Origin of the sequence: Mesorhizobium sp. M6A.T.Cr.TU.017.01.1.1 (assembly GCF_004023115.1) — a bacterium.
Lineage (GTDB): Bacteria > Pseudomonadota > Alphaproteobacteria > Rhizobiales > Rhizobiaceae > Mesorhizobium > Mesorhizobium mediterraneum.
In genome coordinates this window covers 16754-43321 of sequence record NZ_RZTA01000009.1, presented here as the reverse complement: position 1 = coordinate 43321, position 26568 = coordinate 16754, and the positions used below count along the sequence as shown (strand labels likewise).

Below are 26568 nucleotides of genomic sequence, written 5' to 3'. Positions count from 1 at the left end.
CGATCACGGCAAACCTGATCGTATTCTTGCCAGCGCCGATCTGGATGCATCAGAGCATCCGCTTTTTCGGTCGATGGCAAGCCTCCATTTGCCAGTGGTAGTTGGCGCGCGACAATGCGCCATCACCCGTCCCATCAGATTGCATCAGTTTGGCTGATATTTTCCAGGCAGGCGGATCAGGCCGAGACTTCTCTCCGTCGCAGTCGGGGGCGGAACCTAGATAAGATCGGCCTTGGCGAGATCGCGCATCAGATGGCTGGCGCCATAGGTCCAGTGGGGACAGTCGGGCGACAGCCGCACCCGGTTGACCAGGGCGCCGAATTTCTCCGACGAGATGGTGACGATGTCGCCGACCTTGTGCGTAAAGCCCTTGCCCTTTTCGCCGCGATCCTTCGATGGCACGAACATGGTGCCGAGATAGAGCGCCAACCCGTCCGGGTATTGGTGATGCGGACCCATGGCGGCAGCGACCAGCTCTTCAGGCGAGCGGCTGATCTCGGCCATCGAGCTTGCACCTTCCAGCGAGAAACCGTCCTCGCCCTCGACCTTCAGGCGCACGGTGGCCTGCTTCACATCATCGATGGAAAAGCTATCGTCGAACAGCCGGATGAACGGACCAAGTGCTGCCGAGGCGTTGTTGTCCTTGGCCTTACCGAGCAACAGGGCCGAGCGCCCTTCGACGTCGCGCAGATTGACATCGTTGCCGAGCGTCGCGCCGACGATCCGGCCGCTGCTGGCGGCGATCATGGCGATCTCCGGCTCCGGATTGTTCCAGGTGGAAACCGGATGCAGGCCGACATCGGCACCGAAGCCGACCGAGGCCATCGGCTGGCATTTGGTGAAGATCTCGGCATCGGGGCCGATACCCACTTCCAGATATTGCGACCAGGCGCCGCGCTGGATGAGCTTGGCCTTGATCTCCATCGCCTCCGGCGAGCCTGGCTTGAGCTTCGACAGATCGTGACCGATCAGCCCGGCAATGTCGGCGCGAATGGCGTCGGCTTTTTCCGCCGAGCCGCGCGCCTGCTCCTCGATGACCCGTTCGAGCAGGCTGACGACGAAGGTGACACCCGACGCCTTGACCGCCTGCAGGTCGACCGGGGAAAGAAGGGATGGTTTTTCCGGATCGCGCGCGGCCTGGAAACTGTTGGCGGCGATTGCGTCGAGCGACCCGATCGGTTCGCCCCCGGCAGCGTGGACGTAGCCAGCCGGATCCGGCATCTCGCAGACGTCGCGCACGGTTGGTGCCATGCTCGACGTGATGTCGAAGACAGTGCCGTCGCGAACCGTGACCACCAGCGGATGGGACCTATCGCTTGTCCGGGCGCGGCCGATGAAGAGGCCCTCGTCGGGCAGGAGAGTGGTGTTCGTCATGGCTACGGTCCTCTGCTGTCTTGTTCTGCTGTGACGGTCGTCACTGTCGGACCAATGGTTCATCAAAAGCCTGGCCCGCGGCGGCGGCACTTTCAACAAATTCCCGCCAAAGGTCTATCCCGTTCCTCGCGGTCGAGCCATCCGCTGTATTTCGCATCGCCGGACGTCATCCATTTCAATCCGCTGATGCCGAGATCAAAACGCTCTTTCAAAATCATGAAATCGTCACTAGGATTTTCATTTGACGAAACCCATTTCAGGTGACCTTTGCCCGTGCCGTTTTCCGATCCGATCTGGCAGAAGCCGCCGGCGGCCCCTGCGTTCCAGTCGCTTTTTCCCGGCGGGCAACGTGTCGATGTCGTTATCGTCGGTGGCGGGATCCTCGGTCTGTCGACTGCCTTGCATGCAGCCCGGCTTGGGCTTGCCGTGCAGGTGCTGGAAGCCGGCGAGATCGGCCAGGGCGCATCGGGCCTGAATGGCGGCCAGGTGATCCCCGGCCTTAAATATGATCCGGAATGGCTGCTGGAGCATTTTGGCCCCGACCGCGGCGAGATCCTCGTCAATTTTGCCGCCTCGACGGCGGACGCCGTCTTCGAATTGATCCGCGACGAGAAACTGGCGGTGCCGTTCGTTCGCAACGGCTGGATCCAGGCAGCGCACACCGAGACGGCGCTGAAGGCGGCGGCGAACAGGGACCGCCAGTGGCAGGCCCGCGGCGCCGATGTCCGGCTTCTGAGCCGGACCGAGATCGCCGCGTTGACTGGCGCGCAGGGCTATCTCGGCGGCTGGCTCGACCGCCGCGCCGGCGTTATCGATCCGCTTGCCTACACGTCGGAGCTGGCACGGATCGCCTCGGCCGCAGGCGTGAAGATTGCCGAGCGCCAGAAGGTGATACGCCTCGACAAGAACGCCGGCCTGTGGCGCATCTCGACGGAAGGCGGCGCCGAATTGCAGGCGAAAGCGGTCATTCTGGCGACGAACGCATATACCAGCGATTTGCTCCCCGGTCTCGCCGAGACAATCGTTCCGCTGCACTCCTTCCAGATCGCGACAGCGCCGCTGCCGCCCGATGTGGCAGCCGGGATTCTGCCGGAGGGGCAAGCGGTTTCGGACTCGCGCCGCATCCTCGTTTATTACCGCAAGAGCGCCGACGGGCGGCTGGTGCTTGGCGGGCGCGGCCGGATGGCGCTGCCGACCAGCGAAGGTGACTGGGCGCATCTCGAGCGCGCGCTGCTCCGGCTCTATCCGGCGCTGTCCGGCGTCGCCATCGAAAAGCGCTGGTTTGGCCGGGTGGCGATGACGCCGGATCACCTCCCGCATATCCACGAGCCCGAGCAGGGCCTGCTGGCCGTGGTCGGCTGCCAGGGCCGTGGCGTCGGCCTGATGACCGCGCTTGGCGAGCGCATCGCTGGTTATCTGGCGAGCGGTGATGCCAGGCAATTGCCATTCCCGGTCTCTCCGATCCGGCCGATCCCGTTCCACGCCTTTCGGCAGATCGGCGTTGCCGCGACGATCGCTTGGTATCGTATGCTGGATGCATTCGAGCGCTGATTTCATGCCGGCGCAGGAAACAGCTTGACAGTTTCACGATTATGAAAAAATCTTAGGCGATTTCAAAATTTCGATGGGCAATCCGATGTCGACCATCGTTGCAACGCAGCCGCTGCCGGAATCCCGGTTTTCGCCGGGTTTCCGGTTGGCCATGCTGCTGCCGGGCGGACTGGTCACCTTCTTCCTGATCCTGTTTGCCCTCGGCCTCGTGCTTTTCCTCGCCTTTCGCGGCAATGACGGTTCGCTGCTGGGCGCCGGTTTCACTTTTGCGAATTTCACCACGGTGGCGTCCGACCCGCTGTACTGGACGGTGACGCTGCGCTCGCTGGCTATCGCCGGTCTGGTGACGCTGGCAACGGTCGTCACCGCCTATCCCGTCGCCTGCTATCTTGCCTTCCACGCCGGCCGGCGGCGCGGCCTGCTGTTGTTTCTGGTGACACTGCCGTTCTGGACCAGCTATCTCCTGCGCGTCTTCGCCTGGAAGATCGTGCTCGCCTACAATGGCGTGCTGAACTCGGCGCTCATCGAAAGCGGTATCTGGTCCGAGCCGACATTGGCGTTTCTCAACACACCGGCCGCCGTCGTCGTCACGCTGGCTCACGCCTACGCGCCATTCGCCATCCTGCCCATCTACGTGGCACTGGATACCATCCCCAAATCGCTGCTCGAAGCCGCCTCCGATCTCGGCGCCAGGCCGTTCACCAGCTTCCGCCGCGTCGTGCTGCCGAACTCGATGCCAGGGGTGCTGGCGGCGGCCCTCGTCGTCTTCGTGCCGACGGTTGGCGACTATGTCACCCCGGCGCTGGTCGGCGGCCCTGCCAGCACCATGATCGGCACGCTGATCCAGGCCCAGTTCGGCAAGGCCAATGACTGGCCGTTTGGCGCAGCACTCGCTGTCGCCGTCATGCTGGTCATCCTCGCCGTGGTGCTGGTCGTGCGTTTCGCCGACCGCAGGTTTGGCAGCCGGACATGAGCGCGGCGCGCATAGACGCAAAGAAAGGTGGGAGTTGGCTCGGCGCCTACGTGCTTGTCTATCTGGTATTCCTCTATTTGCCGGTATCGCTGATCCCGCTTTTCTCCTTCAATGCTTCGATCCAGGCGGCGTTTCCGCTGCAAGGCTTCACGTTTGAATGGTACGCGACGCTGTTCGGCAATTCGGCGCTGTCCGGCGCTCTTGCCAACAGCCTCGTCATCGGCGCGATTGCCGCCACCGGCGCGACGCTTTGCGGCATCACCGTGTCCTATATGGACCTCTACGGCCGCTCGCCGCTTGCCCTCACGATCAGCGCCATCGCGCGGCTGCCGATCCTGATCCCCGGCGTCATCGTCGGTATCTCGCTGCTGATCCTGGTCAATCTCATCGGCTTCGGTCCGTCGCGCATCGCCATCGTCCTCGGCCACATATTGGTGGCGCTGCCGACGACGGTGGTGATCATGAAAAGCCGCTTCGCCGCTATCCCGAATACGATCCGCGAGGCCGCGCTCGATCTCGGCGCTTCCGACTGGACGACATTCAGGCGGGTCATGCTGCCGCTCAGCCTGCCCGCCATTGTGTCGGCGTTCATGCTGGCCTTCCTGACCTCCTTCGACGAGTTCATCGTCGCCTTCTTCCTGGCCGGCACCGAGCCGACGCTGCCGCTTTATATCTGGAGCCAGCTCCGATTCCCGAAGTCGCTGCCGACCGTCATGGCGCTGGGCACTGCCATCCTGGCCGTGTCCTTCGTCATCGCGGCAATTGCCGAAATCCTGCGCCATCGCGGGCTTGCCGCCGCTCAGCGGCCGGTGCCCGCCGACCTGTCCAAACCAGAAGAAACCGAAAGAGGAGAACTGCAATGGCATTCGACCTGAAATCGATAAATCGCAAGACAGTCCAAGCCGGATTGGCCGCCTTCGCGCTGGCGCTTTCGTCGACCGTCGCGTTTGCGGCCGACAAGCTGCAATATTTCACCTGGTCGGGCTACGAACTGCCCGACTTCAACAAGAGCTTCCTCGTCGCACACCCCGATGGCGTAGAAGCCTCGATGTTCGGCGACGACGATGATGCCTTCACCAAGGTCAAGGCCGGTTTCCGCCCTGATGTCGCGCATCCCTGCTACGACAAGGTGGCGCGCTGGAACAAGGAAGGCCTGCTGCAGCCGATCGACACCAAGCGCATCAAGAACTGGGATTCGATTTTCCCGGTCTTCAGGAACCTGCCCGACCTGCAGGCCGGCGACGGCAAGGTCTGGATGGTGCCGTGGGACTGGGGCAACACCTCGATCCTCTACCGCACCGATCTCGTGAAGAACCCGGAACCGAGCTGGAACTTGCTGTGGGACAAGCAATATGCCGGGCGCATGGCGACGATCGACGCCGTCCACGACACGCCCGTGGTGGCGGCCCTTCTCGCCGGCGTCAATCCATTCGACATGACGCCGGAACAGATGCACAAGGTGGCTGAAAAGCTGCGCGAACAGCGCCCGCTGCTCTCGAACTACACCACCGACATGACCTCCGTCGAACAGGCACTGGCCAGCGGCCAGCTGGTCGCCGCCATGACCTGGAATGCGTCAGCCACCTCGCTCAAGAAGCAGGGCGTTCCGGTCGAGTTCATGAAGCCGAAGGAAGGAATGCTGACCTGGTCGTGCGGCTTCGTCATGCTCAAGGATGCCAAGAACGTCGATCTCGCCTATGACTTCATCAACAGTCGGCTGGAGACAGATTCGGGAAAATACCTGATCCAGGCTTATGGCTACGGCAGTTCGACCAGCTCGGCCTTCGCCGCGGTGCCGAAGGAAGAACTGGAGAAACTGCAGCTGCCGTCCGATCCGGAAGTGATGCTGAAGACCACCGTCTTCACCGGGCCGATGAAACAGAATGACGAACTCGCCAAGATGTTTGAGAAGGTCAAGGCAGGCGGCTGAGTCTGGCCTTCCCTTCTCCCCTTGTGGGAGAAGGTGGATTGGCGCGCAGCGCCAAAACGGTTGAGGGGTGTTGGACGGAGTGCCGTCGGTGCCAAGCTGGAACACCCCTCATCCGACCGAGCTTCGCTCGGCCACCTTCTCCCACAGGGGGAGAAGGGAAAGCCGCCGTGCCGAAAACGAGGTCGGGAAACAGATGGACATACGAAACGAAACCGCTGAAAAGCCGAAGGACGACGCCGATGTGCGGGTCGGCCGGCGCGTGCGGGCGCTCAGGCTGGGACGCAATCTTTCGCTGGCCGAGCTTGCCGCCAAGGCCGGCGTTTCGATCGGTGCGCTCAGCCAGATCGAGCGCGGCCTGTCCTCGCTTCGCGTCAAGGTGATCTGGCCGCTTGCCGCCGCGCTCGACATCGAGCCGTCGGCGCTGATCGCCGACGGCAACGATGCCGGCAACGACCTCTATTGCGTGCGCGCAAACAGCCGTCGGCAAATCCCGGTGAAATCGGAAGGCATTGCCAAGGCGCTGCTGTCGCCGCCGGCCGCCACGCTCACCGGCATGCTGGTGACGGTGGAAGCCGGCGGCGGCACCGCCGAGGCCTATGCGCACGCCGGCCACGAATTCGGGTTCGTCATGTCGGGCGAGGTCGAGCTTGTGGTCGATTCCACCACCTATGGGCTGAAGGCCGGCGACAGCTTCGCCTTCAAGAGCACCTTGCTGCATGCCTTCCGCAATCCGGGCGTCGAGCGCTGCCAGATTCTCTGGGTCAACACGACCAAGCCGTCCGAGGTTCGCGATGGCGCCTGATCCTCTCGTCCGGCTGGATGCGGTGTCGAAGATGTTCCCCGGCGGCATCGTCGGTCTCGACACCATCGATCTCGACATTGCCCGCGGCGAGTTCCTGACGTTGCTCGGACCCTCCGGCTGCGGCAAGACCACCAGCCTGCGGGTGATCGCTGGTTTCGAAAGCCCGTCAAGCGGGCGGGTGCTGCTCGAAGGCCGTGACATCACGGCACTCAGGCCGTTTGACCGGCCGGTCAACACCGTGTTCCAGGACTATGCGCTGTTTCCGCACATGGACGTCGCCGAAAATGTCGGCTTCGGCCTGTCGCTGCGCAAGCTTTCCGGGGCAGAACAGGCAAAGCGCGTCGGCGAAGCGCTCGACATGGTTGGCCTTGCCGAAAAGCTCGGCGCCCGCGTGTCCGAATTGTCGGGCGGCCAGCGCCAGCGCGTCGCGCTTGCCCGTGCCATCGTCTGCGAACCGCGTGTGCTGTTGCTCGACGAGCCGCTATCGGCGCTCGACGCGCATCTGCGCGAACAGATGCAGGTCGAGCTGAAGCGGCTGCAGTCGCGGCTTGGCACCACTTTCGTCATGGTCACCCACGACCAGACCGAGGCGCTGTCGATCTCCGACCGCATCGTCGTCATGAACAAGGGCCGTATCGAGCAGATCGCACCGCCGGCAGCGCTCTACGACCGGCCTGCCACCAAATTCGTCGCCAGTTTCATCGGCACGATGAACCTGCTGCAGTCGCGTTTTGTCGGCCGTGACGGCGATCGGTTGCATTTCAACGCCGGCGCCTTGCCGCTGGAAGCCACGTCGGAAACCGGCGAAGCACCGGGTGAAGGCGCGGTGCGAACCATCGGCGTGCGTCCGGAGGATCTTTTGGCAGCAACCGAAGCGGCGACCGGCACCGCGCCGGCGCGGGTGAGCAGCATCGTCTTTTACGGCCGCACCTTGCGCCTGCACGCCGAATTGGGGCAGGGGATACCGGTGGTGATCGACGCGCCACGCCGGGCGGAAGGTTTTCAATTCAGCGTCGGCGACGTGGCGCATATCAGCCTGCGCCGTGGCGCTAACTGCCCTATGCTACCCAGCTAATCTGTTCCCTATCTTTTCCAGAAAACCGGAGCATTGCCTGATGAGCAATCATCTGAACTTCTTTATCGACGGAAAATGGGTCGCGCCCGTGGTGCCGGCAACGCTGGATGTGATCGACCCGTCCACTGAAGAGGCCTACACGAAAATCTCCGTCGGCTCGAAGGCCGATGTGGATCGCGCCGTGGCTGCGGCCAAGGCGGCCTTTCCGGCCTTTTCCCAAACCAGCAAGGCCGAGCGTCTGAAGCTGCTGAAGCGCATCCTCGAGGTCTACAACGAGCGCTACGAGGATATCGCGCAAGCTGTCTCCCAGGAGATGGGCGCGCCGATCACCTGGGCGCGCGAGGCGCAGGCCTGGGCAGGCAGGGCGCATATGGAATCCACCATCAAAGCGCTGGAGGATTACGAATTCAGCGAAAAACGCGGCGGCACCATGGTGGTCAAGGAACCGATCGGCGTCTGTGCGCTGATCACGCCGTGGAACTGGCCGCTCAACCAGATCGTCTGCAAGGTGGCGCCGGCGATCGCCGCCGGCTGCACGGTCGTGCTGAAGCCTTCCGAGATCGCGCCGATCAGCGGCATCATCTTTTCGGAAGTGATGGAAGCGGCAGGCACGCCGAAGGGGGTCTACAACATGGTCAACGGCACCGGTCCCGACGTCGGGCAGGTCATGGCCGGCCATCCCGATGTCGACATGGTTTCCTTCACCGGTTCGACCCGGGCCGGCATTATCGTCGCCAAGACGGCGGCCGAGACGGTCAAGCGCGTCGCCCAGGAGCTCGGCGGCAAGTCGGCCAACATCGTGCTTCCCGACGCCGACTTCGAGGCGGCCGTGCGCAAGGGCGTCAACGCCTGTTTCGGCAACAGCGGCCAGTCCTGCGACGCGCCGACGCGCATGCTGGTGCCGGCAGCCCGCCACGACGAGGCGCTGACGATCGCCAAGAAGGCGGCCGAAGCGCACAAGGTCGGCGATCCGCGCTCAGAAGAGACCAAGCTCGGGCCGGTGGTCAGCAACATCCAGTTCGACAAGATCCAGCGGCTGATCGAGGCCGGCATCGCCGAGGGTGCTACGCTGGTCACCGGCGGCCCCGGCCGGCCGGAGCACCTCAACCGCGGCTACTATGTCAGGCCGACCGTTTTCGGCCACGTCACACCAGGCATGACCATCGAGAAGGAGGAGATTTTTGGGCCGGTGCTTTCGGTCATCTCCTATGATGACGACGACGACGCGGTGAAGATCGCCAACGACACCGTCTATGGCCTCGCCGCCTATGTGCAGTCCGGGGATATCGACCACGCGCGAAAAGTCGCCGGCCGCCTGCGCGCCGGACAGGTCTCGATCAACTATCCGGAGTGGGACACGTTCGCGCCCTTCGGCGGCTACAAGCAATCCGGCAACGGCCGCGAATATGCCGACTGGGCGATCCATGATTTCCTCGAGATCAAGGGCATCATCGGCTACGGCGCCTAGCGCATGACCCGAACAGCGCCGCGCGTTTAAGAAGGACGCGCGGCGCTGTAGCGTGGCCAATCCAAACTATTCGGCGGCTTCGCGGACAGGGATCAGGCGCCGCTCGACCTGTTGGAGATGCAGGCGCATCGCCGCGGCCGCGCCGCCAAGGTCGCGTTCGGCGATCGCCTCGACGATCCGTTCATGGTCGGCAAAGCTGTGATGGTCCGCCGGAGGACGGGCGCCATCTGAACGAAGACGTCCCCAGACCACGGTTCGGCGCACCGCGTTCAGGACGTCGAACAGGCCGAGCAGCACATTGTTGCGGCTTGCCTGCGCAATCTGCCGGTGGAGCAGATTGTCGATGTTCTCATATTGCCGCCATGTGACGGCTTCCCGCGTCTGCACCAGCGATTGCCGCATCGCTGCGATATCCGAAAGCGTGGCGTGCAGCGCCGCTTCGCGCGCAATCTCGGGCTCAATGATGAGACGCGCGCGCATCACGTCGGCCGGATTCGTGCGCCCGGCGATTTCCGAAATCCCAATCGTCTCCTCGACCGGTCCACTGCCGACGAAGGTGCCCCTGCCGACGTGACGCCAGATGCGGCCGTCTTTCTCGAGCACCGCCAGCGCCTTGCGCAGATCGCCGCGCGATACGCCGAGGCTCTCGGACAGTTCCCGCTCGGCAGGCAGCCGAGTCTCGCCGGCATGGTCCATCTGGGCAAGATAGGCCTGAAGCTGAACCAGGGCGGCGTGGCCGCCATTACCGGGATCGTCCATCAATTTAACCAATTCGCATAAGATTTCCCTTTGTTGGTGTTAAAACGATTAGCGCAAACCGTCAACTGCCGAGTTTTCTGGGCGAACGTGTCCGACACGCCGCAGTTTCTCCTTGACCAATCCGGTCTGTGGCCTTAACCAATTAAGGTAATGGTTACAAGAAACGGGAGGAATGACAATGGCCAGCATCACCAGACGTACCATCCTTGCCACCGCTTTTGCTGCGGCCCTGGCGTGTGCAATGCCCCTGTCGGCCGCGAACGCAGGTGACATGCGCATCGCATTCGGCGACCTTCCGGGTATAGAATCCATCCAGACACTGGCCGCGATAGAGCGCGCCAAGGAACGCGGCGTGAATGTCGAACTCATTGTTCTCAATGACGAGGATCTGGCAGCCCAGGCCATTGTCGGCGGCCAGGCCGATGTTGGCATCGGCGCGCCCTATACTCTTATCCAGAAGGTGGGTGTGCCGATCCGCATCTTTGCGCAGATATCGACGCTGCGCTTCTTTCCTGTCGTCAACAGCGAATTCTACAAGGAATGGAAGGATCTCGACGGGCAGGAAGTCGCAGTGCAGGCGCGCGGCTCCGGCACCGAGGCGGTCATGCTGCTGATGGCGAAAAACCACGGCATCAAGCTCGGCAACATCAGCTATGTCCCGGGTTCCGAGGTCCGCCGCAATGCGCTGCTCCAGGGGACGCTGAAGGCCTCGATCGTCGATGCCGCCAACAGGCGCGCGCTTGAGGCCGAAGCTCCCGGCAAGTTCATCGTCTTGCCGGTCGAGGATCTCGGCGCCTCGGACGAAGCGCTTTTCGCGACCGCAGACTATCTGAAGAACAACGCCGCCGATGTCGATATCCTGGTCGAGGAATTGATGAAGACCGCGCGCGAAATCACCGCGAACCCGGCGGTGGCGGTCGAGCTCCGCAACAAGTACAAATTGCTGCCGGATCTCGGCGCGGAGGCTGACGGCGAAATCACCGAATATTATAAGGAAACCGCGGAAGCCGGCAGCCTCGCGCTGAATGGCGGCGGAGCGGATGCGGCCGCCGACGACTTCGCCTTCTTCAGCCTTGCCGGCCAGATCGAAGGCGATCCCGCGAGCCTCAAGGTCGAGGACTTCTGGGATGTCTCGGCACTCGACCGCGCTGTCGCCAAGCTCGGCAAGAAATAGGCGGCCTGCCGGATGGCTGTAAGCATCAGAACCGACGGCGAGGCTGCCAGCCTCGCCCCTCTTTCCAATCGCAGCGCAACGGGCGCATCGTGGGACCAGCCGATCCTGCTCAGGCTCGTGTCGATCGCCCTGTTCGCGGGGGTTTGGGAGGTGGCCGGGCGCATTCCCGTCAGCTTCGCCTTCCCAACTTTTTCCGACACGATCATCGCATTTTTCGGACTGCTCGCCGACGGCAGCTTGGCAACTGCCTACCTTTCGACACTGCAGCCGCTGGTGCTCGGCGTTGTCCTGTCGGCGTTCCTGGGTGTCGGTCTCGGCACCATCTGCGGCTTGTGGCGCACCGGCGAATGGCTGGTGATCCCCGTGTTCATCGTGCTCCAGGCGGCACCTGTCGCCGCCTTCATTCCGATGGTCACCTTCGTCTACGGAATAGGCATGACCGCCAAGACGCTCGCCGTCATGATCCTGGCGCTGCCTGTCATCGTGCTCAACACCTACAAGGCCGTCCGCAACGTCAACGAGTCGCTGCTCGTCATGTGCCGATCGTTCATGGGCACACGCTGGCAGACCGTCTCCAAGATTATTCTTCCGGACGCCAGCCCGGTGATTTTTGCCGGTCTGCGCCTCGGCGTTGCTGCCGGGTTTGTCGGCGTGGTGCTCGCCGAACTGCTGATCACCCCGACCGGCATCGGCGATCTAATCACCTTCCACCGCTCGCGCGCAGACTACGCCGAGATGTACGCAACAATTGCCTCGATCATTGCGCTTTCCACCCTGACGCTCGTCTTTCTGCAGTGGGTGGAAGTCCGTGTTTTCAGGCCCGAGAGTAGAGGTGCTTAACATGGGCGCGACCGCATTGCGAAATGGACCGTCGCCGGTTCCCGCACCGATCGATTCAATCGTGGAGGTGAGGGGAATTTCCAAGACCTACGGCAATGTCGAGGCGTTGCGCGGCATCGATCTCGACTTTCCCAGGGGCAAGCTGACCAGCCTTCTCGGACCCAGCGGTTGCGGAAAGACGACGCTGTTGAAGATCATAGCGGGGCTGATACGGGCCGATGGCGGCACCGTCGCGATCAACGGCAAGCGCGTCAGCGCACCAGGCCCCGAACGCGCTTTCGTGTTCCAGGACTTTGCGCTGATGCCCTGGGCGACCGTGACACGCAACGTGGCCTTCGGGCTGGAATTGCGCGGCACCAACAAGGCCGAGCGCGAGGAGACCGCCCGCCGCTACATCGCCGAGGTGGGTCTTGCCGGCTTTGAGGACAAATATCCGCACGAACTATCGGGCGGCATGCGCCAGCGCGTCGGCCTGGCGCGGGCCTTGTCGGTCGATGCCGACGTCCTGCTGCTCGATGAACCGTTTTCGGCGGTCGACGAGCAGAACCGGCGCAAGTTCCAGGAAGACCTGATCAGGCTGCGCACCAACCAGAACAAGACCTTCATCTTCGTGACGCATTCGATCGAGGAGGCGGTCTACATCTCCGACCGCATCGTGTTGCTGTCGCCGAGACCCGGCCGGGTCTCGCAGATCATCGAACCGGAAATCGATCGCTCCGGCGACCCGGAGCGCATCCATCGCGACAGGCACTATCTCGATACCGTCGATGAGATCTGGCAGGGGCTGAAGCAATATGTGGAATGACCGGCCATGACCTTGTTTGGCTACCGTGTACCAATGATGGCGTCCCTGCTGGTCTGGTGCGTCGTATGGGAAATCGTCGGCCGGCTGGACCTTATCTTTCTGCTGCCGCCGTTTAGCGACGTGCTGGCTGCAGCGTTCAATCTCGTGCAGACCTCGTCCTGGCAGAGCGCGACGGTCACGACCCTTCGCGCCTTCGCCACGGGCATGGCCCTGTCGATCGTCATCGGCGTGCCACTGGGCGTCCTGATGGGACGCGTCAAGATTGCCGATGATTTGCTCGGCATGTGGGTCAACATCTTTTCAAGCGCACCGCTCTCGGCCATCGTCCCGGTGCTGATGATCCTGTTCGGCTTCGGCGAGAAGACGATCGTTGCTGCGGTGTTCCTGTTTGCGATCTGGATCATCGTTCTCGACACACGCGCCGGGGTCCGCCATATCTCGCCGTCGCTGATCGAAATGGCGCGTTCCTATGGCGCCTCGCGGCCGGCGCTCTACACCAAGATCATCCTGTGGGCGGCGCTTCCGGAGATCCTTGCCGGCATCCGCCTCGGCCTCATCCGCGGCGTCAAGGGCGTCGTCATCGGCCAGTTGCTCGTTGCCATCGTCGGTTACGGCGCGCTGTTCGAGACCTTCTCGCGAAATTTCCGGATGGCCGAATTCTGGGCCTTGACCATCATCCTTTTTGCCTTCGCCCTGCTGATCGCCGAGCTGATCGAGAGGGCCGAAGCCAAAGTCGAATACTATGCAGGAGCAAGACAGTGAACATGCACGGCACGACCTCAAGCTACGTCATCGAACCGACCGCAATCCCGAGCATTCCGGTGGCGGGAACCGACAAGATGTTTCCGGTGCACCGGGTCTATTGCGTCGGGCGGAACTATGCCGCGCATGCCGTCGAGATGGGACACGACCCCAACAAGGAGCCGCCGTTCTTCTTCCAGAAGAACCCCGACAACCTCAATGTCAGCGGAGAATTTCCATATCCCCCGGCCTCCAACGATGTGCATCACGAGATCGAAATGGTCGTGGCGCTGAAAAGCGGCGGGACGGATATCCCGGTCGAAAGGGCTCTGGACTGCGTATTCGGTTATGGCGTAGGTCTCGACATGACGCGGCGCGACCTGCAAGGTAAGGCGAAGGACATGGGCCGTCCATGGGAGGTCGGCAAGGCCTTCGAGGCATCGGCGCCATGCACGCCGTTGGTTCCGGCAAGCTCGATCGGTCATCCAACCCAGGGCGCGATTTGGCTGGACGTCAATGGCGAGCGCAAACAGACCGGCGACCTCAACCAGATGATTTGGAAAGTTCCCGAAATGATCAGCTATCTCTCAGGTCTTTTCACGTTGATGCCGGGGGACATCATTCTTTCCGGCACGCCAGCGGGCGTCGGCGCGGTCATTCGCGGTGATGTTCTTCGCGGTCATATCGATGGCGTCGGCGACCTAGAGGTTCGCGTTGTCTGAAGCGTCGATCATTGAACGGCTTGCCGCCGGAGCGGACGGTGCGCCGGCGATCTCGGCGCCGGACAGAACCACGCTCACCCATGGCGGACTGCGCCGGCTGATCTCCGAAACGGCTGCGCGGCTCAATGCGCTCGGCCTAGGCCGTGGCGACCGGGTGGCGATCGTGTTGCCAAACGGCCCGGAGATGGCGACGGCCTTTGTCGCCGTGGCGGCCGCCGCCTCGACGGCGCCGCTCAATCCGGCCTACCGGGCCGACGAGCTCGATTTTTATCTTTCCGACATCGGCGCCAACGCAATCCTGGTCGCCGAGGACGAAAGCGGCCCGGCGACCGCCGTCGCCGAGCGTCTGGGCATAGCTGTGCTCAGGCTCATCGCGCGGGGTGACGCGCCAGCCGGCAGCTTTGAGATTGAGGGCAAACCGGTCGGTCCGTCTGTTTTTTCCGGACTGGCTGAGTATGGCGACATCGCGCTGTTGCTGCACACCTCAGGCACCACGTCGCGCCCCAAGCTGGTGCCGCTCAGCCATGCCAATCTTGCCGCCTCGGCCGCCCATATCGGCGCCACGCTCGGCCTGACATCAGGTGATCGCTGCCTCAACATCATGCCGCTGTTCCATATCCATGGGCTGATCGCGGCGGTGCTGTCCTCGCTTGCATCAGGTGGCAGCGTCTTCTGCACGCCGGGCTTCAACGCGCTGCGCTTCTTCCATTGGCTGGGCGAGGCGCGGCCGAGCTGGTACACGGCGGTGCCAACCATGCATCAGGCGATCCTGCCGCGCGCCGCGCGCAATGCCGATCAATTGGCGGCGGCGCCGCTGCGCTTCATTCGCTCGTCCTCGGCATCGTTGCCGGCGCAGGTGATGGCCGAGCTCGAAGCGACTTTTGGCTGCCCGGTGATCGAATCCTACGGCATGACCGAAGCCGCGCACCAGATGGCCTCGAACCAGCTGCCGCCGGGCCTGCGCAAGCCGGGCAGCGTCGGCGCCGCCGCCGGGCCGGAAGTGGCGGTGATGGCGCCGGACGGGCAATTGCTGAAGCCCGGTGAAACCGGCGAGATCGTCATTCGCGGGCCCAATGTCACCGCGGGCTACGAGAAGAATCCGGACGCTAACGCCACCGCCTTCGCGCATGGCTGGTTTCACACCGGCGACCAGGGCGTACTCGACGACGATGGCTATCTGCGCGTCACCGGCCGGCTCAAGGAGATCATCAACCGAGGCGGTGAGAAGATCTCGCCGCTTGAGGTCGACGACGTGCTGATGGACCATCCGGCGGTGGCGCAGGTCGTCACCTTCGCCACGCCACACGACAAGCTCGGCGAGGAAGTCGCGGCGGCGATCGTGCTGCGCGAAGGCATGGCCGCCACCGAAGGCGACATCCGCAGCTTTGCCGCGATGCGGCTTGCCGATTTCAAGGTGCCGCGCATTGTCCTGATCCTGGACGAAATCCCGAAGGGCGCGACGGGCAAGCTGCAGCGCATCGGTCTCGCGACCAAACTCGGTCTTGCCAAACCCGGTCTGGGATAATGATGCGGATCACCATTTTTGGCGCCGGCGCGATCGGCGGCTACCTCGCGGCCAAACTTGCCATGGCCGGCCGGGTCGATCTGTCGATCGTCGCGCGCGGCGCGCATCTCGACGCGATCAGGGCGAACGGGCTTCGCCTGATCGAAGACGGTCATGAATCCAGCGCCTCTGTCAGGGCCGCCGCGCAGGCGCAGGAACTGGGCGTCCAGGACTATGTCGTGCTGGCGCTCAAGGCCCATTCGGTCGCACCAGCGCTCGACCAGATCGCGCCGCTGCTGGGCGAGGGGACGGCCGTCGTCACCATGCAGAATGGCGTGCCGTGGTGGTATTTCCACAAGATCGGCGGGTCGCTCGAGGGCACGCGGTTGCAGGCGGTGGATGCCGGTGGGGTGATCTGGGACCGGCTCGGGCCGGAACGCGTCATCGGCTCGGTCGTCTATCCCGCTGCCGAGGTGGATGCGCCCGGCCTGGTCCGCCATATCGAGGGAAAACGCTTCTCGCTTGGCGAGCCCTCGGGCGAGAGGAGCGAGCGTGTCACGCGGCTTGCCGAGGAAATGGTAGCGGCGGGGCTGCAGGTGCCCGTCCGCGACGACATCCGCAGCGAAATCTGGGTGAAGCTCTGGGGCAATCTCTCCTTCAACCCGATTTCCGCGCTGACCGGCAGCACGCTTGCGGCAATCGCTGCCGACGAGGCAACCCGCACGCTTGCCCGCGCCATGATGCTGGAGGCGCAGGCGATCGGCGAAAGCCTCGGCGTCCGTTTCCCGATATCGGTCGACCGCCGCATCAAGGGGGCCGGCGACGTCGGCGAGCACAAGACCTCGATGCTGCAGGATCTGGAGCGCGGCCGGCCGATGGAGATCGACGCGCTGGTAACGGCGGTCCAGGAACTTGGCCGGCTGACCGGCCAGCCGACGCCCACCATCGACAGCGTGCTGGCGCTGGTGCGCCGCCTCGCCATCGAGCGTGGCTGCTATTCTCCCTTGTAGCTGGTTCCTGTTTTGTTCTAGTCTGTTCCCGCGGATAAAATACCGGACGGGATCAGCCATGAACGAGCTGCCTTCATCCGGAATCGGCAAAAACGGCCAGACTTTCTTCCGCTGGAACGAGCCAGACCAGCGGCGGAAACGATCGGCTGTTTTTCGCCATTCTTTTGGACAGCACGATTGCCACGCCGCTGGCGCTGAAGGCGGCTGGTTGGCAGCGTGAGTTGGGCCTGCGCGGCAAGCTCATTGCGGCGGAGCAGTTGCATGTCTCGCTGGTTGGGCTCGGCGACCATGACGGATTGCCGATGTCCCTTGTGGACACCGCCTGCCGCGCCGGCGGGCTCGTTCAGGCAGCATCGTTCGATGTTACCCTCGATCGCCTGTCGGCCCTCGGCGGTGGCGCACTGGTGCTGCGCGGTAGCGGCGGCAATCCAGCCTTGCAAACCTTTTGGCGCAGCCTCGGCGCTACGCTCTCCGATAGCCCGCTGAAGCCCTTAGTGGCGAATTCCTTCGAACCTCATGTCACCTTGCTGCGCGACAGGACGCGTGTCGCGAAGCTGGGCGAACGGGTCATCGAACCGATCGGCTGGACGGTGCGGGACTTCGTCCTCATCCACAGTTTCCTGGGGCAGGGCCGGTATCAACTCTATGGGCGCTGGCAATTGAGCGGCCAGGACGACGCCGTGGCCGCCATGTGAGAAGACGCCGTGTCAGATCGTCTTGACGTATTGCGCAAGCTGGTCGACCACGGTGCCCCAGCCATCGAAAAAGCCCATCTCCTTGTGGTTATTCCGCGTGGCTTCGTCGCGGTGGATGGCGGTCGCGGTGTAGCGCGTCGCCTTGCCTTCCGGCTGGAAGGATATGATTGCTGTGATGAATGGGTCTCCCGACGGCCGATAGCCGGGCAGCAGTGCATCGGTCCACACCAGCCGCTCGTGCGGCACGATGTCGAGGTAGCAGCAATGCCGGTCGTTGATATCCTTGCCGTCGGGCGATTGCATGCGGGTTCTGAACAGGCCGCCGGGCCTGAGGTCTATCTCGCAGTCGGTGACGATCCACGGCTTCGGTGTGAACCATTGCCGGACATGCTCGGGCTTGGTGTAGGCGGTCCAGAGCAATTCTCGCGGTGCGTTGACGACGCGTTCGAGGACGAGGTCCAGTCTGGGGTCCGGTTTGAACGGCGGAACCATGCTCATTTGTCTTTCTCCTTGAGTGTCATGACGTAGGCATCGAATTGGTCGAGGCGGCGCTCCCACATTGCACGCTGCTCGGCCAGCCAGTTTTCGGCGAGCTTCAGCGGCTCTGGCGCAAGCCGGTAGGTCCTGACGCGGCCGGTCTTTTGCGAGCGCACCAGCCCGCAACCTTCCAGCACCTTGAGATGTTCGATGAAGGAGGGCAGTGCCATGTCGAAGGGCTGGGCAAGCTCGCCGACCGAGGCGGGGCTTCTGTTCAGCCGCTCGACAACACGTCGACGCGTCGGATCGGCAAGCGCCCGGAAAATGCCGTCGATTGGCGGGGTGCTTACGGTCCGCGAGCTTGTTGCGACGATCATGTTTTTCTTGCGCCTCTGAGCATGGCCAAAGATGGTTCGGGAAAATACTTAGGAAAATTCCTTAGTATTGGCAAGCCCAAAAATTTGAAGATGCCGGCCTGGCCGCTGGCAAAGTCGCAAACGCGGTTTTAGGGTGCCGCCGGATTCGAACACAGACCAGTCCGAGGATCACAATCTTGACGATCACCATGTACGGCATCACCAATTGCGACACGATCAAGAAGGCCCGCACCTGGCTGGAACGCCATGACGTCGCCTACCGCTTTCACGACTACCGGGTCGAAGGGCTCGACGCGAAGCGGCTGGACGGCTGGTCCGGCAAGGTCGGCTGGGAAATCCTGCTCAACAAGGCGAGCACGACGTTTCGCGAACTGTCGGACAAGGACAAGCTGAGCCTCGACGAGAACAAAGCCAAGGCGCTGATGCTGGCCAAGCCGACGATGATCAAGCGGCCGGTGCTGGAGCTCGGCGATCGCATCCTCGTCGGCTTCAAGCCTGATGTTTACCAGCAGGCGGTGGTTGGGAAATAGACGCGGTGCAGCGTGCGCGCCGCCTCAACTCTTTAGGCTGAGATAGTCAGCCAAAGCCACCGCATTATTGTGCAGCTCGTCTTGGGCGCCGTAGAGCAGCGTCACCCGGCCGTTGTCGAGCAGGGCGCGCAACTGGCCAACCGCGTCGCCGTTCCTGTCGAGCTCGCCGCGATATCGCTGCTGGAATTCCATCCAACGTGTCGGCTCGTGGCCGAACCATTTGCGCAATTCATCGCTTGGCGCAATGGTTTTCAGCCATAGCGTCAGCTCGGCGTCTTCTTTGCGGACGCCGCGCGGCCATACGCGGTCTACGAGCACCCGCTGCCCATCGTTAGGCGAGGGCGGCTCATAGATGCGCTTGACCTTGATGTCGAGTTTCATCGTCAACTCCGGGGTTGACCGCCATGACGGCTGTTGGCGGCTCCTTACGCCCACTCGCCCTTGCGCATGACCGGCACGCGGCTGCCGTCCTTGCCGATGCCGTCGATGTCGATCTTGTCCGAACCGATCATCCAGTCGATATGGATGAAGCTCTTGTTGCCGCCGCGCGCCGCGATCTCGTCCTGGCTGAGCGAGGCGCCGTCGACAAAGCACTTCGAATAGCACTGTCCCAATGCGATGTGGCAGGCGGCGTTCTCGTCGAACAGCGTGTTGAAGAACAGCAGCCCGCTCGCCGAGATCGGCGAGGAATGCGGCACCAGCGCGACTTCACCGAGCCGGCGCGAGCCTTCATCGGTGTCTAGCACCTTCTTCAGCACGTCCTCTCCCTTCGAAGCCTTTGCCTCGACGATCCTGCCTTCCTCGAAACGCACCGAGATCTCATCGATCAACGTGCCTTGGTAGGACAGCGGCTTGGTGCTCGAAACATGGCCCTCGACGCGCCTGGCATGCGGTGTGGTGAAGACCTCCTCGGTCGGGATGTTCGGGTTGCAGGTGATGCCGTTCTTGGCGGTCGAGGCGCCGCCCATCCATTCATGGCCGTCGGCGAGACCGACGGTCAGATCGGTGCCGGGTCCGGTGAAATGCAGCGCGTGGAAACTATGGCCGTTCAGCCATGCGGTGCGGCCGCGCAGCGCGGCATTATGCGCTGTCCAATTGCCGATCGGGTCGTCGACATCGACCCGTGAGGCGGCAAAGATGGCGTCGGCGAGCTTGGCCACGGCGACGTCGTCGGTATCGCCCGGGAAAACCTGCTTAGCCCAGGCCTGATCAGGATAGGCGACGATGTTCCAGTTGATGTCGAAGCCGGTGATTTTTTCCAGCGCCGGCCGATAGGCCATCGAGTTCGCCTTGTTGGCGCGCGCCACTTTCGCCGGATCCTGCGCCGACAGCAGCGACGGATCCTCGCCGCGCACGGCGAGCCGCGCCGCATTGTTGGCGAAGGCCTTCGCCATGCCCTCATAGAGCCAGCCGGCGGCGTGGTCGAAGCCGGCATCGGCTCCATAGCGGAAGCGCGCCAGCGTGATCTCATCGTCGTTGAAGATCGGCGTCACCAGGCCAGCACCGGCCTTGTAGGCGTGCTCGACGATCCGCCGCGTCAAAGGCAGCGCTGCGATCGACGACGTCAGCACCAGATCCTGCCCCGGCTGCAATTGCAGCCCGACCTTGATGGCGACTTCGGCCAGCCTGTCGAGTTTCACCGGGTCGATCGTTGCGGAAACGCCGCGCGAATGTGTGGTCATGATCCTGCCTGTCGTGATGTGGTGTCTGGTTCCTACATAGATCGCCGTCGCTGCGCTTTCCACAGCGATTGCGACTACCACAGCGCCGCCCGTCCTGTCGGACGCGCAAAGGACGCTGTGGCACTTTGATCTTGCGCATGATCCTTTTCCAAAAATCGATTCCGATTTTTGGGGTCATGCGCCCAGGTTCAACCCACGCTGGCGAGCGACCCGAATTGCGCCATGGTCGCCGCTATCTCTTCGCGGATCCAGATCTTGAAATCCCTGACCTTGCGGCTTTCGGCCTTGGCGGTCACCAGCCAGTAGCCTAACCCGCTCTCAGCGCGCACGCCGAACGGCGCGACCAGTCGCCCGTCGGTGAGAGCGTCAGCCGTTAGTAATTGCCAGGCGAGCATCACGCCATGGCCGGCAATCGCCGATTCCAGGCAAAGCATCGGGTCGGTGAAACGCGCACCCTTGAGAAAGGTGACAGGCTTCACCCCGGCCGCCTCGAACCAACTGTCCCAACTGATCATCGACCGCTCGTCGGTGATGGCGCAGGTCTGCGCCAGGTCTTGGATCGACTTCAGTCTGGCCGCGATCGACGGCGCGCAGACCGGAAACACCTCCTGCGCCAGTAGCAGTTCCGCGCGGACGCCCGGCCATTTGCCGTCGCCCATCCGGATGCCGATGTCGATGTCGGAATGGCCGAGATCGGCGATCCGGCCCGAAGCGTCGATGCGCAGCAGCACGTTCGGATGGCGGGCGAAATGCCGCGATAGTCTCGGCAGAAGCCACTTCGACGCGAAAGCCGGTGCGACCGAAACCACCAGCGTGCATTCGGAGGCCTCGTCGGCGAGCGCCACGGCTTGGGCGAGTTCGCGAAAACCTGCCCCGAGGCGCGCGGTGAAGACGGTGCCGAATTCGGTCAGCACCAGACCGCTCGCCGTTCGTTCGAACAGCGCCTGGCCGAGTTGCTCTTCTGTTCGTTTGACCTGCTGGCTGACGGCGCTCGCGGACACGTTGAGTTCGCTCGCCGCAGCCGAAAGCGATCCCAGACGGGCGACGGTTTCCACGGCGCGCAAGCCGTTGAGGTGGACGCGGTTCAGCATGACCATACAGTTTTTCTAAACCGCCGCGATTGAAATCTCAATTGAAACGCAGGGCTGATTGGCAGATTTTAGCGAAACAAGCAGACCAGTGGAGGAAAATCCGATGAAGATTTTATCATTGCTCAGGGTCTTTTCCGCTGCCGGCGCGCGGCAAAGCCGGTCGCCTGAAAGCGAGACCACCCGATGGGTGATTGATCCGCTGTCGCATCCTGTGCTCGACACCATGTCGGAGCGCGAGCTCGGCGACGTGCCGTTCCGGCTGACGGCCCGGCGCACTGCCTACGAGACGGCTACCGTGCAAGCAGGTTGCGGTTGAAGCTTCTGAAACGGTAGCAGCGGGCGGTCGCCCTCAGCTGCCGGCACGTGCGGGCGGAGGCTGGATGCTGGCGGCTGCGGCAACCCGTTCTGGCCCAACACAAGCGGATTGTCTCACAGGCTCGTGCACCTATTGTGCACTGCAATGAAATCCGTTTCGCCGTCTCCTTTGCGTCTCGCCTTTGCCGGCATGATTGGCTTGGCCGCTGCCATGGGCATCGGCCGCTTCGTCTACACACCGATCCTGCCCGGCATGATGGAGGAACTTGGCCTGTCGCCGGCCGATGCCGGCTGGATCGCATCCGCTAACTATCTCGGCTACCTCATTGGTGCGCTTGCAGCCGTCGGCGGCTGGGCGCATGGTCGCGAGCGCCTGCTGATGCTGGCCGGTCTTGCCGCCACCGCAGTCCTCACCGGGCTGATGGGCCTGGCCGACACGATGGCGGCCTTTCTCGTCATCCGGTTTCTTGCCGGTCTGGCCAGCGCCTTCGTCTTGGTCTTCATGTCCAGCATCGTTTTCGGCCATCTGGCCGCCGCCGGCCGAAACGACCTGCAGGCGCTGCATTTCGGCGGCGTCGGCCTCGGCATAGCGGCGTCCTCGGCGCTGATGGCTATCCTCGTCACCGAACATGCCGGCTGGGCTGCAGGCTGGTTCTGGTCCGCCGCGATCTCAGCCTGCGCCTTTGCCGTCGTGGCGCTGCTGGTCGGCAGCACTTCGACCGCCAACGGGGCCGATGGTCGCGAACCGGCGCTGCCGAAGGACCGCTCGCTGATGAAGATCATCGTCGCCTATGGCCTGTTCGGCTTCGGTTACATCGTGACGGCGACGTTTCTGATCGCCATTGTCCGGCAAGGTGGCGGCGGACGTGTGTTCGAAGCCGTGGTCTGGATGGTCACCGGCCTAGCCGGGATTCCTTCGATCTGGCTCTGGCAGAAGATCGCCGCAAGGATCGGCCTGTATGCGGCTTATGCCTTAGGGTGCCTAGTCGAGGTGGTCGGCGTCACCGCGAGCGTCGCCATGGGCGGACACGTTGGGCCGCTGCTCGGCGGGTTTCTGCTTGGCGGGACCTTCATCGCCATCACCGCGCTCGGCCTGCAGACCGGAAGACAGCTTGTCCCGCAAGCGCCACGCCGGATCTTGGCGTTGATGACGGCCTCTTTCGGCCTCGGTCAGATCGTCGGTCCGATCGTCGCCGGGCTGCTTGCGCAAGCCTCGGGCGACTTCTTCCTCGCATCGATCGTGGCCGCCGCCGTCCTGCTGATTTCTGGCGCGATCACCTGGTCGGCTGCTCCAAAATCGCCATGATTGTGGTCTTGCTCGGTGCCGGGCATCACGCACCGGCCATTTTCATTCCGATCGATGTGTGACCTTATGCCCGCTGAACAGCAACGCCGCTGATTTGCGCATCGACCGAGGATTTCCCCACAGTGTTCGTATCCTTCTTCCCGCAGCCGAAGCTTTTTTTCATCTCGGCGGCCGTCTGGAGCCTTCTGCTGGTTATCCTGTGGTTTTTTGGCGGCGAGCACCTTGGCACGATGCTTGGGATGCCGCCGGTCGATCCGCAGGCCGCACCCGTCATCAGCCCAATAAGATTCCTGACACCGGCATTCCTCTGGTTCTACGGATATTTCTTCGCGGGTATGGGCGTATTCTACCTTTTTTGGGCGCTGTATGCCCCACACCGTTGGCAGAACTGGTCGATCCTTGGCTCTGCGTTGATTATTTTCGTCACTAATTTCATCGTGCAGATAAGTGTGGCGCTCAATGACTGGCGTGGCATGTTTTACGACATGGTGCAGAAGGCCCTGACCACGCCCGGCTCCGTTACGCCTGCCGAGCTTTACTACGGAGTATGGCAGTTCCTGTCGTTGGCCCTGGTCTATATGACCATTGCCGTCCTGAACGTCTTTTTCGTCAGGCACTATGTGTTTCGCTGGCGCACCGCGATGAACGACTATTTTACGGCTTATTGGCCAAGGCTGCGCCATATCGAAGGGGCGTCGCAGCGCGTTCAGGACGACACGATGCGCTTCTCGGGCACAATGCAGGGGCTCGGAGTGAACTTCATCGACTCCATCATGACTCTGATTGCATTTCTACCTTTGCTGGCATCCCTTTCTCTCCATGTTCCAACTCTCCCCATACTCGGAGCAATCCCCTATCCGTTGGTTATTGCAGCGATCGCGTGGTCGTTGTTTGGAACCGGCTTGTTGGCAGTCGTCGGCGTCAAGCTGCCCGGGCTGGAATTTCGTAATCAGCGTGTTGAAGCCGCTCTGCGCAAGGAACTTGTCCTCGGTGAGGACGATACGGAACGAGCGCAGCCACCAACGCTGGTCGAGCTTTTCAGAAATGTTCGAAAGAACTACTTCACGCTCTACGCTCATTATGTCTACTTCGACATGGTGCGCTATCTATATCTCCAGGTTGACAACGTTTTTGCCACGCTTATTCTTGTGCCAACCTTGGCTCTTGGTAAGATAACCTTTGGAATTTTTCAGCAAATTGTCACCGCCTTTTCACAAGTCGCCAGTTCGTTCCAGTATCTTGTGAATTCCTGGCCGACCATTGTCGAACTGATATCCATCTACAAGCGCCTGCGCGCCTTCGAGGCGACGCTTGAAGGGGCCCCGCTACCCGAAATCGATCAGCATTATCTGGAGCGTGAGCGAGCCGGCTTGCGCCCTGAGGATCAGCCGGCAAGCTAGGAGAGGCGGGCGGCGAGCGCTTCCGGCTCAGCCGCCCACCGACGCCTGCTTTTCGTGGCCGCGTTGGCGCGAAACATAGTCGCGATAGCTGATGCACTCGACATCGGGCCTGGTGCAGACCTCGCCGGCAAAGCGCTCCAGCGCATTCCAGTAGGCGCCGTCATTCATCAGCGTGAAATGAAAGCCGAGCTCCAGCGGAATGCGTTTTCCCTGGTATTGGGCGTCGAAGGCGGCGCGAAAGGCATCATAGGTCCGGTCGGCGAATTCGTCCGCCTTGCTCGGCCGCTCGAAGCCGCCGGAATGTCTGACATAAAGATTGTAGTCCATCGCGATAACCGGCCTTGAACGGGGCCCTTCCGGAATCTGCGGCAGCGAAAAGCGCGTGATGCCATTTGCGGTCATCGGCCACACTGGGCCGCGCGAGACGCCGCTCGCGTCGAACAAATAGCCCGCCTTTGGCAGCGCCTCGTAGAGCGCCTTGTTTGCCGACAGATAGGGCGCGCGAAAGCCGAACGCCTTGCGCGCGATTTCGCGCCAGCCCGCGGGTTCGGGGGCAATGCCGTTGATCGAATAGGCGCTTTCGAGAATGTGTGAGAAAGAGCCGAACTCGCTCAGCCAGTCGGCCTTGCTCCAGTCCTTGCCGTCGAAATGGCCGCAACCGTGGCTGCCGATGTCATGACCTTCCGAGGCGGCAAGGTTTATCTGCTCGAGCCGGTCAGCGACTTCCTGTTTCGAGGCGGCAAAGCCGATATTGGATTTGCCTGCGGTCTTGCCGGGCGCCGTATATTCCTTGCGCGTTTTCGGCGAGAGCAGGAAGACGCAGGACACGAAATAGGTGAAATGGGCGCCGGTGCGGGCTGCCAGCGCCCGGCTGCGCTTCCACTGCGGAATATCGCGAGCGCTATCGAACGAAATGATGACGACCTGCTTCGGCTTTGTCGGCGCAGGCGCCGCGGGCGGATCGGCGACGGCAGTGCCCGCCGCAGCAAGCGACGCGATGGAAAACGCAACAACGCGGTACAAACGAGGCATCGACATCTGATCTGGATTTGAAGAGGGTTCGAGCACCGGCTATCGGCGAAATGTGGCGCGGGTGCGGTCGCCATTTACGTCGCCTGTCCGGCGATTAGCCGATTTTCCTGTCGAACCCCTTCCATGCGGACAGAATTTCGCTAAAACGCGGGCTCATGTACGCCCCGGCCGGGGCAGGAATGGTTTTGATCCATGTCGGACGACAGTTTTATCCGCGAAGTCAACGAAGAGATGCGTCGCGATCAGGCGCATGCGCTATGGGACCGTTTTGGTCCTGCCTTGCTTGCGCTCGCGGTGCTGGTGGTGGTCGGCACCGCTGCCTTCGTCGGCTATCGCTATTGGGACGAGACCCGCGCCAATCGCTCGGGCGATGCCTTCTCGCAGGCGCTGAAGCTTGCCAATGAGGGCAAGAGCGACGAAGCGCTGACGGCCCTCGATGCGCTGGAAAAGGATGGCTACGGCGCCTATCCGCTGCTCGCCCGCATGCGCGCAGCAACCGTCAAGGCGGACAAGGGCGACGTCGCCGCCGCAGTCAAGGACTTCGACGACGTCGCCGCCGACACGGCCATTCCCGCCGGTCTTCGCGACATGGCGCGCCTCAGGGCAGCGCTGCTGCTCGTCGACCACGGTTCCTTCGCCGATGTCTCCAGCCGCGTCGAGGCTCTCACCGCCGATACCAACACGCTGCGCCATACGGCGCGCGAGGCGCTCGGCCTTGCCGCCTGGAAGGAAGGCAAGGCGACGGACGCACTGAAACTGTTCGACCAGATCGCCTCGGATGACGGCGCCCCGCGCAACGCGCGCGAGCGGGCGACGTTGATGTCCGAGCTGATCCGCGGGTCGGGCAGCGCGTCGTAGTGCATGTTGCCCAAAAGCATGCCCTCGGGCTTGACCCAAGGGTGCGCAGCGGTTTTGGGGTCACGACATGCACAATA

At 62.8% G+C, this 26568-nt stretch carries 29 protein-coding genes; 20 read left to right on the top strand and 9 right to left on the bottom strand.

All coding sequences use genetic code 11. The annotated features are described in order from the left end of the window. Nucleotides 1-216: 216 nt before the first annotated feature. On the bottom strand, nucleotides 217-1374 hold the full coding sequence (locus EOB36_RS04740) for a fumarylacetoacetate hydrolase family protein (RefSeq protein WP_095483920.1): 1158 nt from the start codon (nucleotides 1372-1374) through the stop codon (nucleotides 217-219). Nucleotides 1375-1466: 92 nt separating this feature from the next. Next, nucleotides 1467-1592 (bottom strand): hypothetical protein, encoded by a 126-nt coding sequence (locus tag EOB36_RS35690; protein WP_280953350.1) that lies wholly within the window; start codon nucleotides 1590-1592, stop codon nucleotides 1467-1469. Between the two features lie 49 nt (nucleotides 1593-1641). Between EOB36_RS35690 and EOB36_RS04735 the strand changes: the two genes are divergently transcribed. From EOB36_RS04735 to EOB36_RS04705, 7 genes are all read left to right on the top strand, one after another. Next, complete coding sequence (locus EOB36_RS04735) at nucleotides 1642-2925, top strand: FAD-dependent oxidoreductase (protein ID WP_128284403.1); 1284 nt, start codon at nucleotides 1642-1644, stop codon at nucleotides 2923-2925. An 85-nt stretch (nucleotides 2926-3010) separates the two neighbouring features. Further along, nucleotides 3011-3898: an ABC transporter permease gene (locus EOB36_RS04730; RefSeq protein WP_095484021.1), complete on the top strand. Its 888-nt coding sequence runs from the start codon at nucleotides 3011-3013 to the stop codon at nucleotides 3896-3898. Further along, nucleotides 3895-4773: an ABC transporter permease gene (locus EOB36_RS04725; RefSeq protein WP_095483922.1), complete on the top strand. Its 879-nt coding sequence runs from the start codon at nucleotides 3895-3897 to the stop codon at nucleotides 4771-4773. The genes EOB36_RS04730 and EOB36_RS04725 overlap by 4 nt, the downstream gene beginning before the upstream one ends. Next, on the top strand, nucleotides 4758-5828 hold the full coding sequence (locus EOB36_RS04720) for an ABC transporter substrate-binding protein (RefSeq protein ID WP_095483923.1): 1071 nt from the start codon (nucleotides 4758-4760) through the stop codon (nucleotides 5826-5828). The genes EOB36_RS04725 and EOB36_RS04720 overlap by 16 nt, the downstream gene beginning before the upstream one ends. 193 nt (nucleotides 5829-6021) lie before the next feature. Further along, a complete protein-coding gene (locus EOB36_RS04715; protein ID WP_095483924.1) occupies nucleotides 6022-6630 on the top strand; it encodes a cupin domain-containing protein in 609 nt (202 codons plus the stop codon). Next, nucleotides 6620-7705, top strand: coding sequence for an ABC transporter ATP-binding protein (locus tag EOB36_RS04710; RefSeq protein WP_128284402.1), 1086 nt, complete (start codon nucleotides 6620-6622; stop codon nucleotides 7703-7705). The genes EOB36_RS04715 and EOB36_RS04710 overlap by 11 nt, the downstream gene beginning before the upstream one ends. A 40-nt stretch (nucleotides 7706-7745) precedes the next feature. After that, nucleotides 7746-9173 carry an aldehyde dehydrogenase family protein gene (locus tag EOB36_RS04705; protein WP_095483926.1) on the top strand — a complete coding sequence of 476 codons (1428 nt, stop codon included), beginning with the start codon at nucleotides 7746-7748 and terminating at the stop codon, nucleotides 9171-9173. Between the two features lie 66 nt (nucleotides 9174-9239). Here EOB36_RS04705 and EOB36_RS04700 read toward each other — a convergent pair whose 3' ends face one another. Beyond that, complete coding sequence (locus EOB36_RS04700) at nucleotides 9240-9932, bottom strand: FCD domain-containing protein (RefSeq protein ID WP_095483927.1); 693 nt, start codon at nucleotides 9930-9932, stop codon at nucleotides 9240-9242. 178 nt (nucleotides 9933-10110) lie between these two features. Between EOB36_RS04700 and EOB36_RS04695 the strand changes: the two genes are divergently transcribed. The 8 genes from EOB36_RS04695 to EOB36_RS04660 all read left to right on the top strand — a co-directional run bounded on the left by EOB36_RS04695 (nucleotide 10111) and on the right by EOB36_RS04660 (nucleotide 17423). Next, the gene (locus EOB36_RS04695; RefSeq protein WP_095483928.1) at nucleotides 10111-11106 is read left to right on the top strand and encodes an ABC transporter substrate-binding protein; all 996 of its coding nucleotides are present in this window, start codon (nucleotides 10111-10113) and stop codon (nucleotides 11104-11106) included. Between the two features lie 12 nt (nucleotides 11107-11118). Continuing rightward, entirely contained in the window at nucleotides 11119-11946 is an 828-nt protein-coding gene (locus EOB36_RS04690) for an ABC transporter permease (RefSeq protein ID WP_128284401.1), read from the top strand. 1 nt (nucleotide 11947) lies between these two features. Continuing rightward, nucleotides 11948-12751: an ABC transporter ATP-binding protein gene (locus EOB36_RS04685; RefSeq protein ID WP_095483930.1), complete on the top strand. Its 804-nt coding sequence runs from the start codon at nucleotides 11948-11950 to the stop codon at nucleotides 12749-12751. 6 nt (nucleotides 12752-12757) lie between these two features. Beyond that, entirely contained in the window at nucleotides 12758-13513 is a 756-nt protein-coding gene (locus tag EOB36_RS04680; RefSeq protein WP_095483931.1) for an ABC transporter permease subunit, read from the top strand. 2 nt (nucleotides 13514-13515) lie between these two features. Then, complete coding sequence (locus EOB36_RS04675; RefSeq protein WP_095483932.1) at nucleotides 13516-14214, top strand: fumarylacetoacetate hydrolase family protein; 699 nt, start codon at nucleotides 13516-13518, stop codon at nucleotides 14212-14214. Beyond that, complete coding sequence (locus EOB36_RS04670) at nucleotides 14207-15739, top strand: acyl--CoA ligase (protein WP_128284400.1); 1533 nt, start codon at nucleotides 14207-14209, stop codon at nucleotides 15737-15739. Before EOB36_RS04675 ends, EOB36_RS04670 begins: the two co-directional genes overlap by 8 nt. A 2-nt stretch (nucleotides 15740-15741) precedes the next feature. Beyond that, on the top strand, nucleotides 15742-16728 hold the full coding sequence (locus EOB36_RS04665; protein WP_095484022.1) for a 2-dehydropantoate 2-reductase: 987 nt from the start codon (nucleotides 15742-15744) through the stop codon (nucleotides 16726-16728). A gap of 164 nt (nucleotides 16729-16892) precedes the next feature. Next, a complete protein-coding gene (locus tag EOB36_RS04660; RefSeq protein ID WP_245467608.1) occupies nucleotides 16893-17423 on the top strand; it encodes a 2'-5' RNA ligase family protein in 531 nt (176 codons plus the stop codon). 12 nt (nucleotides 17424-17435) lie between these two features. Here the strand turns inward: EOB36_RS04660 and EOB36_RS04655 are convergent, their stop codons facing one another. Further along, nucleotides 17436-17915, bottom strand: a complete 480-nt coding sequence (locus EOB36_RS04655; RefSeq protein ID WP_095483935.1) for an SRPBCC family protein — start codon at nucleotides 17913-17915, stop codon at nucleotides 17436-17438. A gap of 2 nt (nucleotides 17916-17917) precedes the next feature. After that, the gene (locus tag EOB36_RS04650; RefSeq protein WP_095483936.1) at nucleotides 17918-18277 is read right to left on the bottom strand and encodes a metalloregulator ArsR/SmtB family transcription factor; all 360 of its coding nucleotides are present in this window, start codon (nucleotides 18275-18277) and stop codon (nucleotides 17918-17920) included. A 176-nt stretch (nucleotides 18278-18453) separates the two neighbouring features. Here EOB36_RS04650 and EOB36_RS04645 point away from each other — a divergent pair, with 176 nt between their 5' ends. Further along, complete coding sequence (locus tag EOB36_RS04645; RefSeq protein WP_095483937.1) at nucleotides 18454-18807, top strand: ArsC family reductase; 354 nt, start codon at nucleotides 18454-18456, stop codon at nucleotides 18805-18807. Nucleotides 18808-18831: 24 nt separating this feature from the next. Here the strand turns inward: EOB36_RS04645 and EOB36_RS04640 are convergent, their stop codons facing one another. The 3 genes from EOB36_RS04640 to EOB36_RS04630 form a co-directional block, all read right to left on the bottom strand. Next, on the bottom strand, nucleotides 18832-19188 hold the full coding sequence (locus EOB36_RS04640; RefSeq protein ID WP_095483938.1) for a DUF488 domain-containing protein: 357 nt from the start codon (nucleotides 19186-19188) through the stop codon (nucleotides 18832-18834). 44 nt (nucleotides 19189-19232) lie between these two features. Beyond that, a complete protein-coding gene (locus tag EOB36_RS04635) occupies nucleotides 19233-20489 on the bottom strand; it encodes an aminopeptidase (protein WP_095484023.1) in 1257 nt (418 codons plus the stop codon). Nucleotides 20490-20677: 188 nt separating this feature from the next. After that, complete coding sequence (locus EOB36_RS04630) at nucleotides 20678-21586, bottom strand: LysR substrate-binding domain-containing protein (RefSeq protein WP_128284399.1); 909 nt, start codon at nucleotides 21584-21586, stop codon at nucleotides 20678-20680. A 97-nt stretch (nucleotides 21587-21683) separates the two neighbouring features. Here EOB36_RS04630 and EOB36_RS04625 point away from each other — a divergent pair, with 97 nt between their 5' ends. From EOB36_RS04625 to sbmA, 3 genes are all read left to right on the top strand, one after another. Beyond that, the gene (locus tag EOB36_RS04625; protein ID WP_095483940.1) at nucleotides 21684-21896 is read left to right on the top strand and encodes a hypothetical protein; all 213 of its coding nucleotides are present in this window, start codon (nucleotides 21684-21686) and stop codon (nucleotides 21894-21896) included. Between the two features lie 144 nt (nucleotides 21897-22040). Continuing rightward, nucleotides 22041-23201, top strand: a complete 1161-nt coding sequence (locus EOB36_RS04620) for a YbfB/YjiJ family MFS transporter (protein ID WP_095483941.1) — start codon at nucleotides 22041-22043, stop codon at nucleotides 23199-23201. Nucleotides 23202-23323: 122 nt separating this feature from the next. Further along, nucleotides 23324-24601 carry a peptide antibiotic transporter SbmA gene (sbmA, locus tag EOB36_RS04615; protein WP_095483942.1) on the top strand — a complete coding sequence of 426 codons (1278 nt, stop codon included), beginning with the start codon at nucleotides 23324-23326 and terminating at the stop codon, nucleotides 24599-24601. 27 nt (nucleotides 24602-24628) lie between these two features. On the opposite strand, the gene EOB36_RS04610 is transcribed toward sbmA, so the two are convergent. Further along, nucleotides 24629-25633, bottom strand: coding sequence for a polysaccharide deacetylase family protein (locus tag EOB36_RS04610; protein ID WP_128284398.1), 1005 nt, complete (start codon nucleotides 25631-25633; stop codon nucleotides 24629-24631). 192 nt (nucleotides 25634-25825) lie between these two features. Here EOB36_RS04610 and EOB36_RS04605 point away from each other — a divergent pair, with 192 nt between their 5' ends. Further along, on the top strand, nucleotides 25826-26491 hold the full coding sequence (locus EOB36_RS04605; protein ID WP_128284397.1) for a tetratricopeptide repeat protein: 666 nt from the start codon (nucleotides 25826-25828) through the stop codon (nucleotides 26489-26491). Nucleotides 26492-26568: the final 77 nt, after the last annotated feature.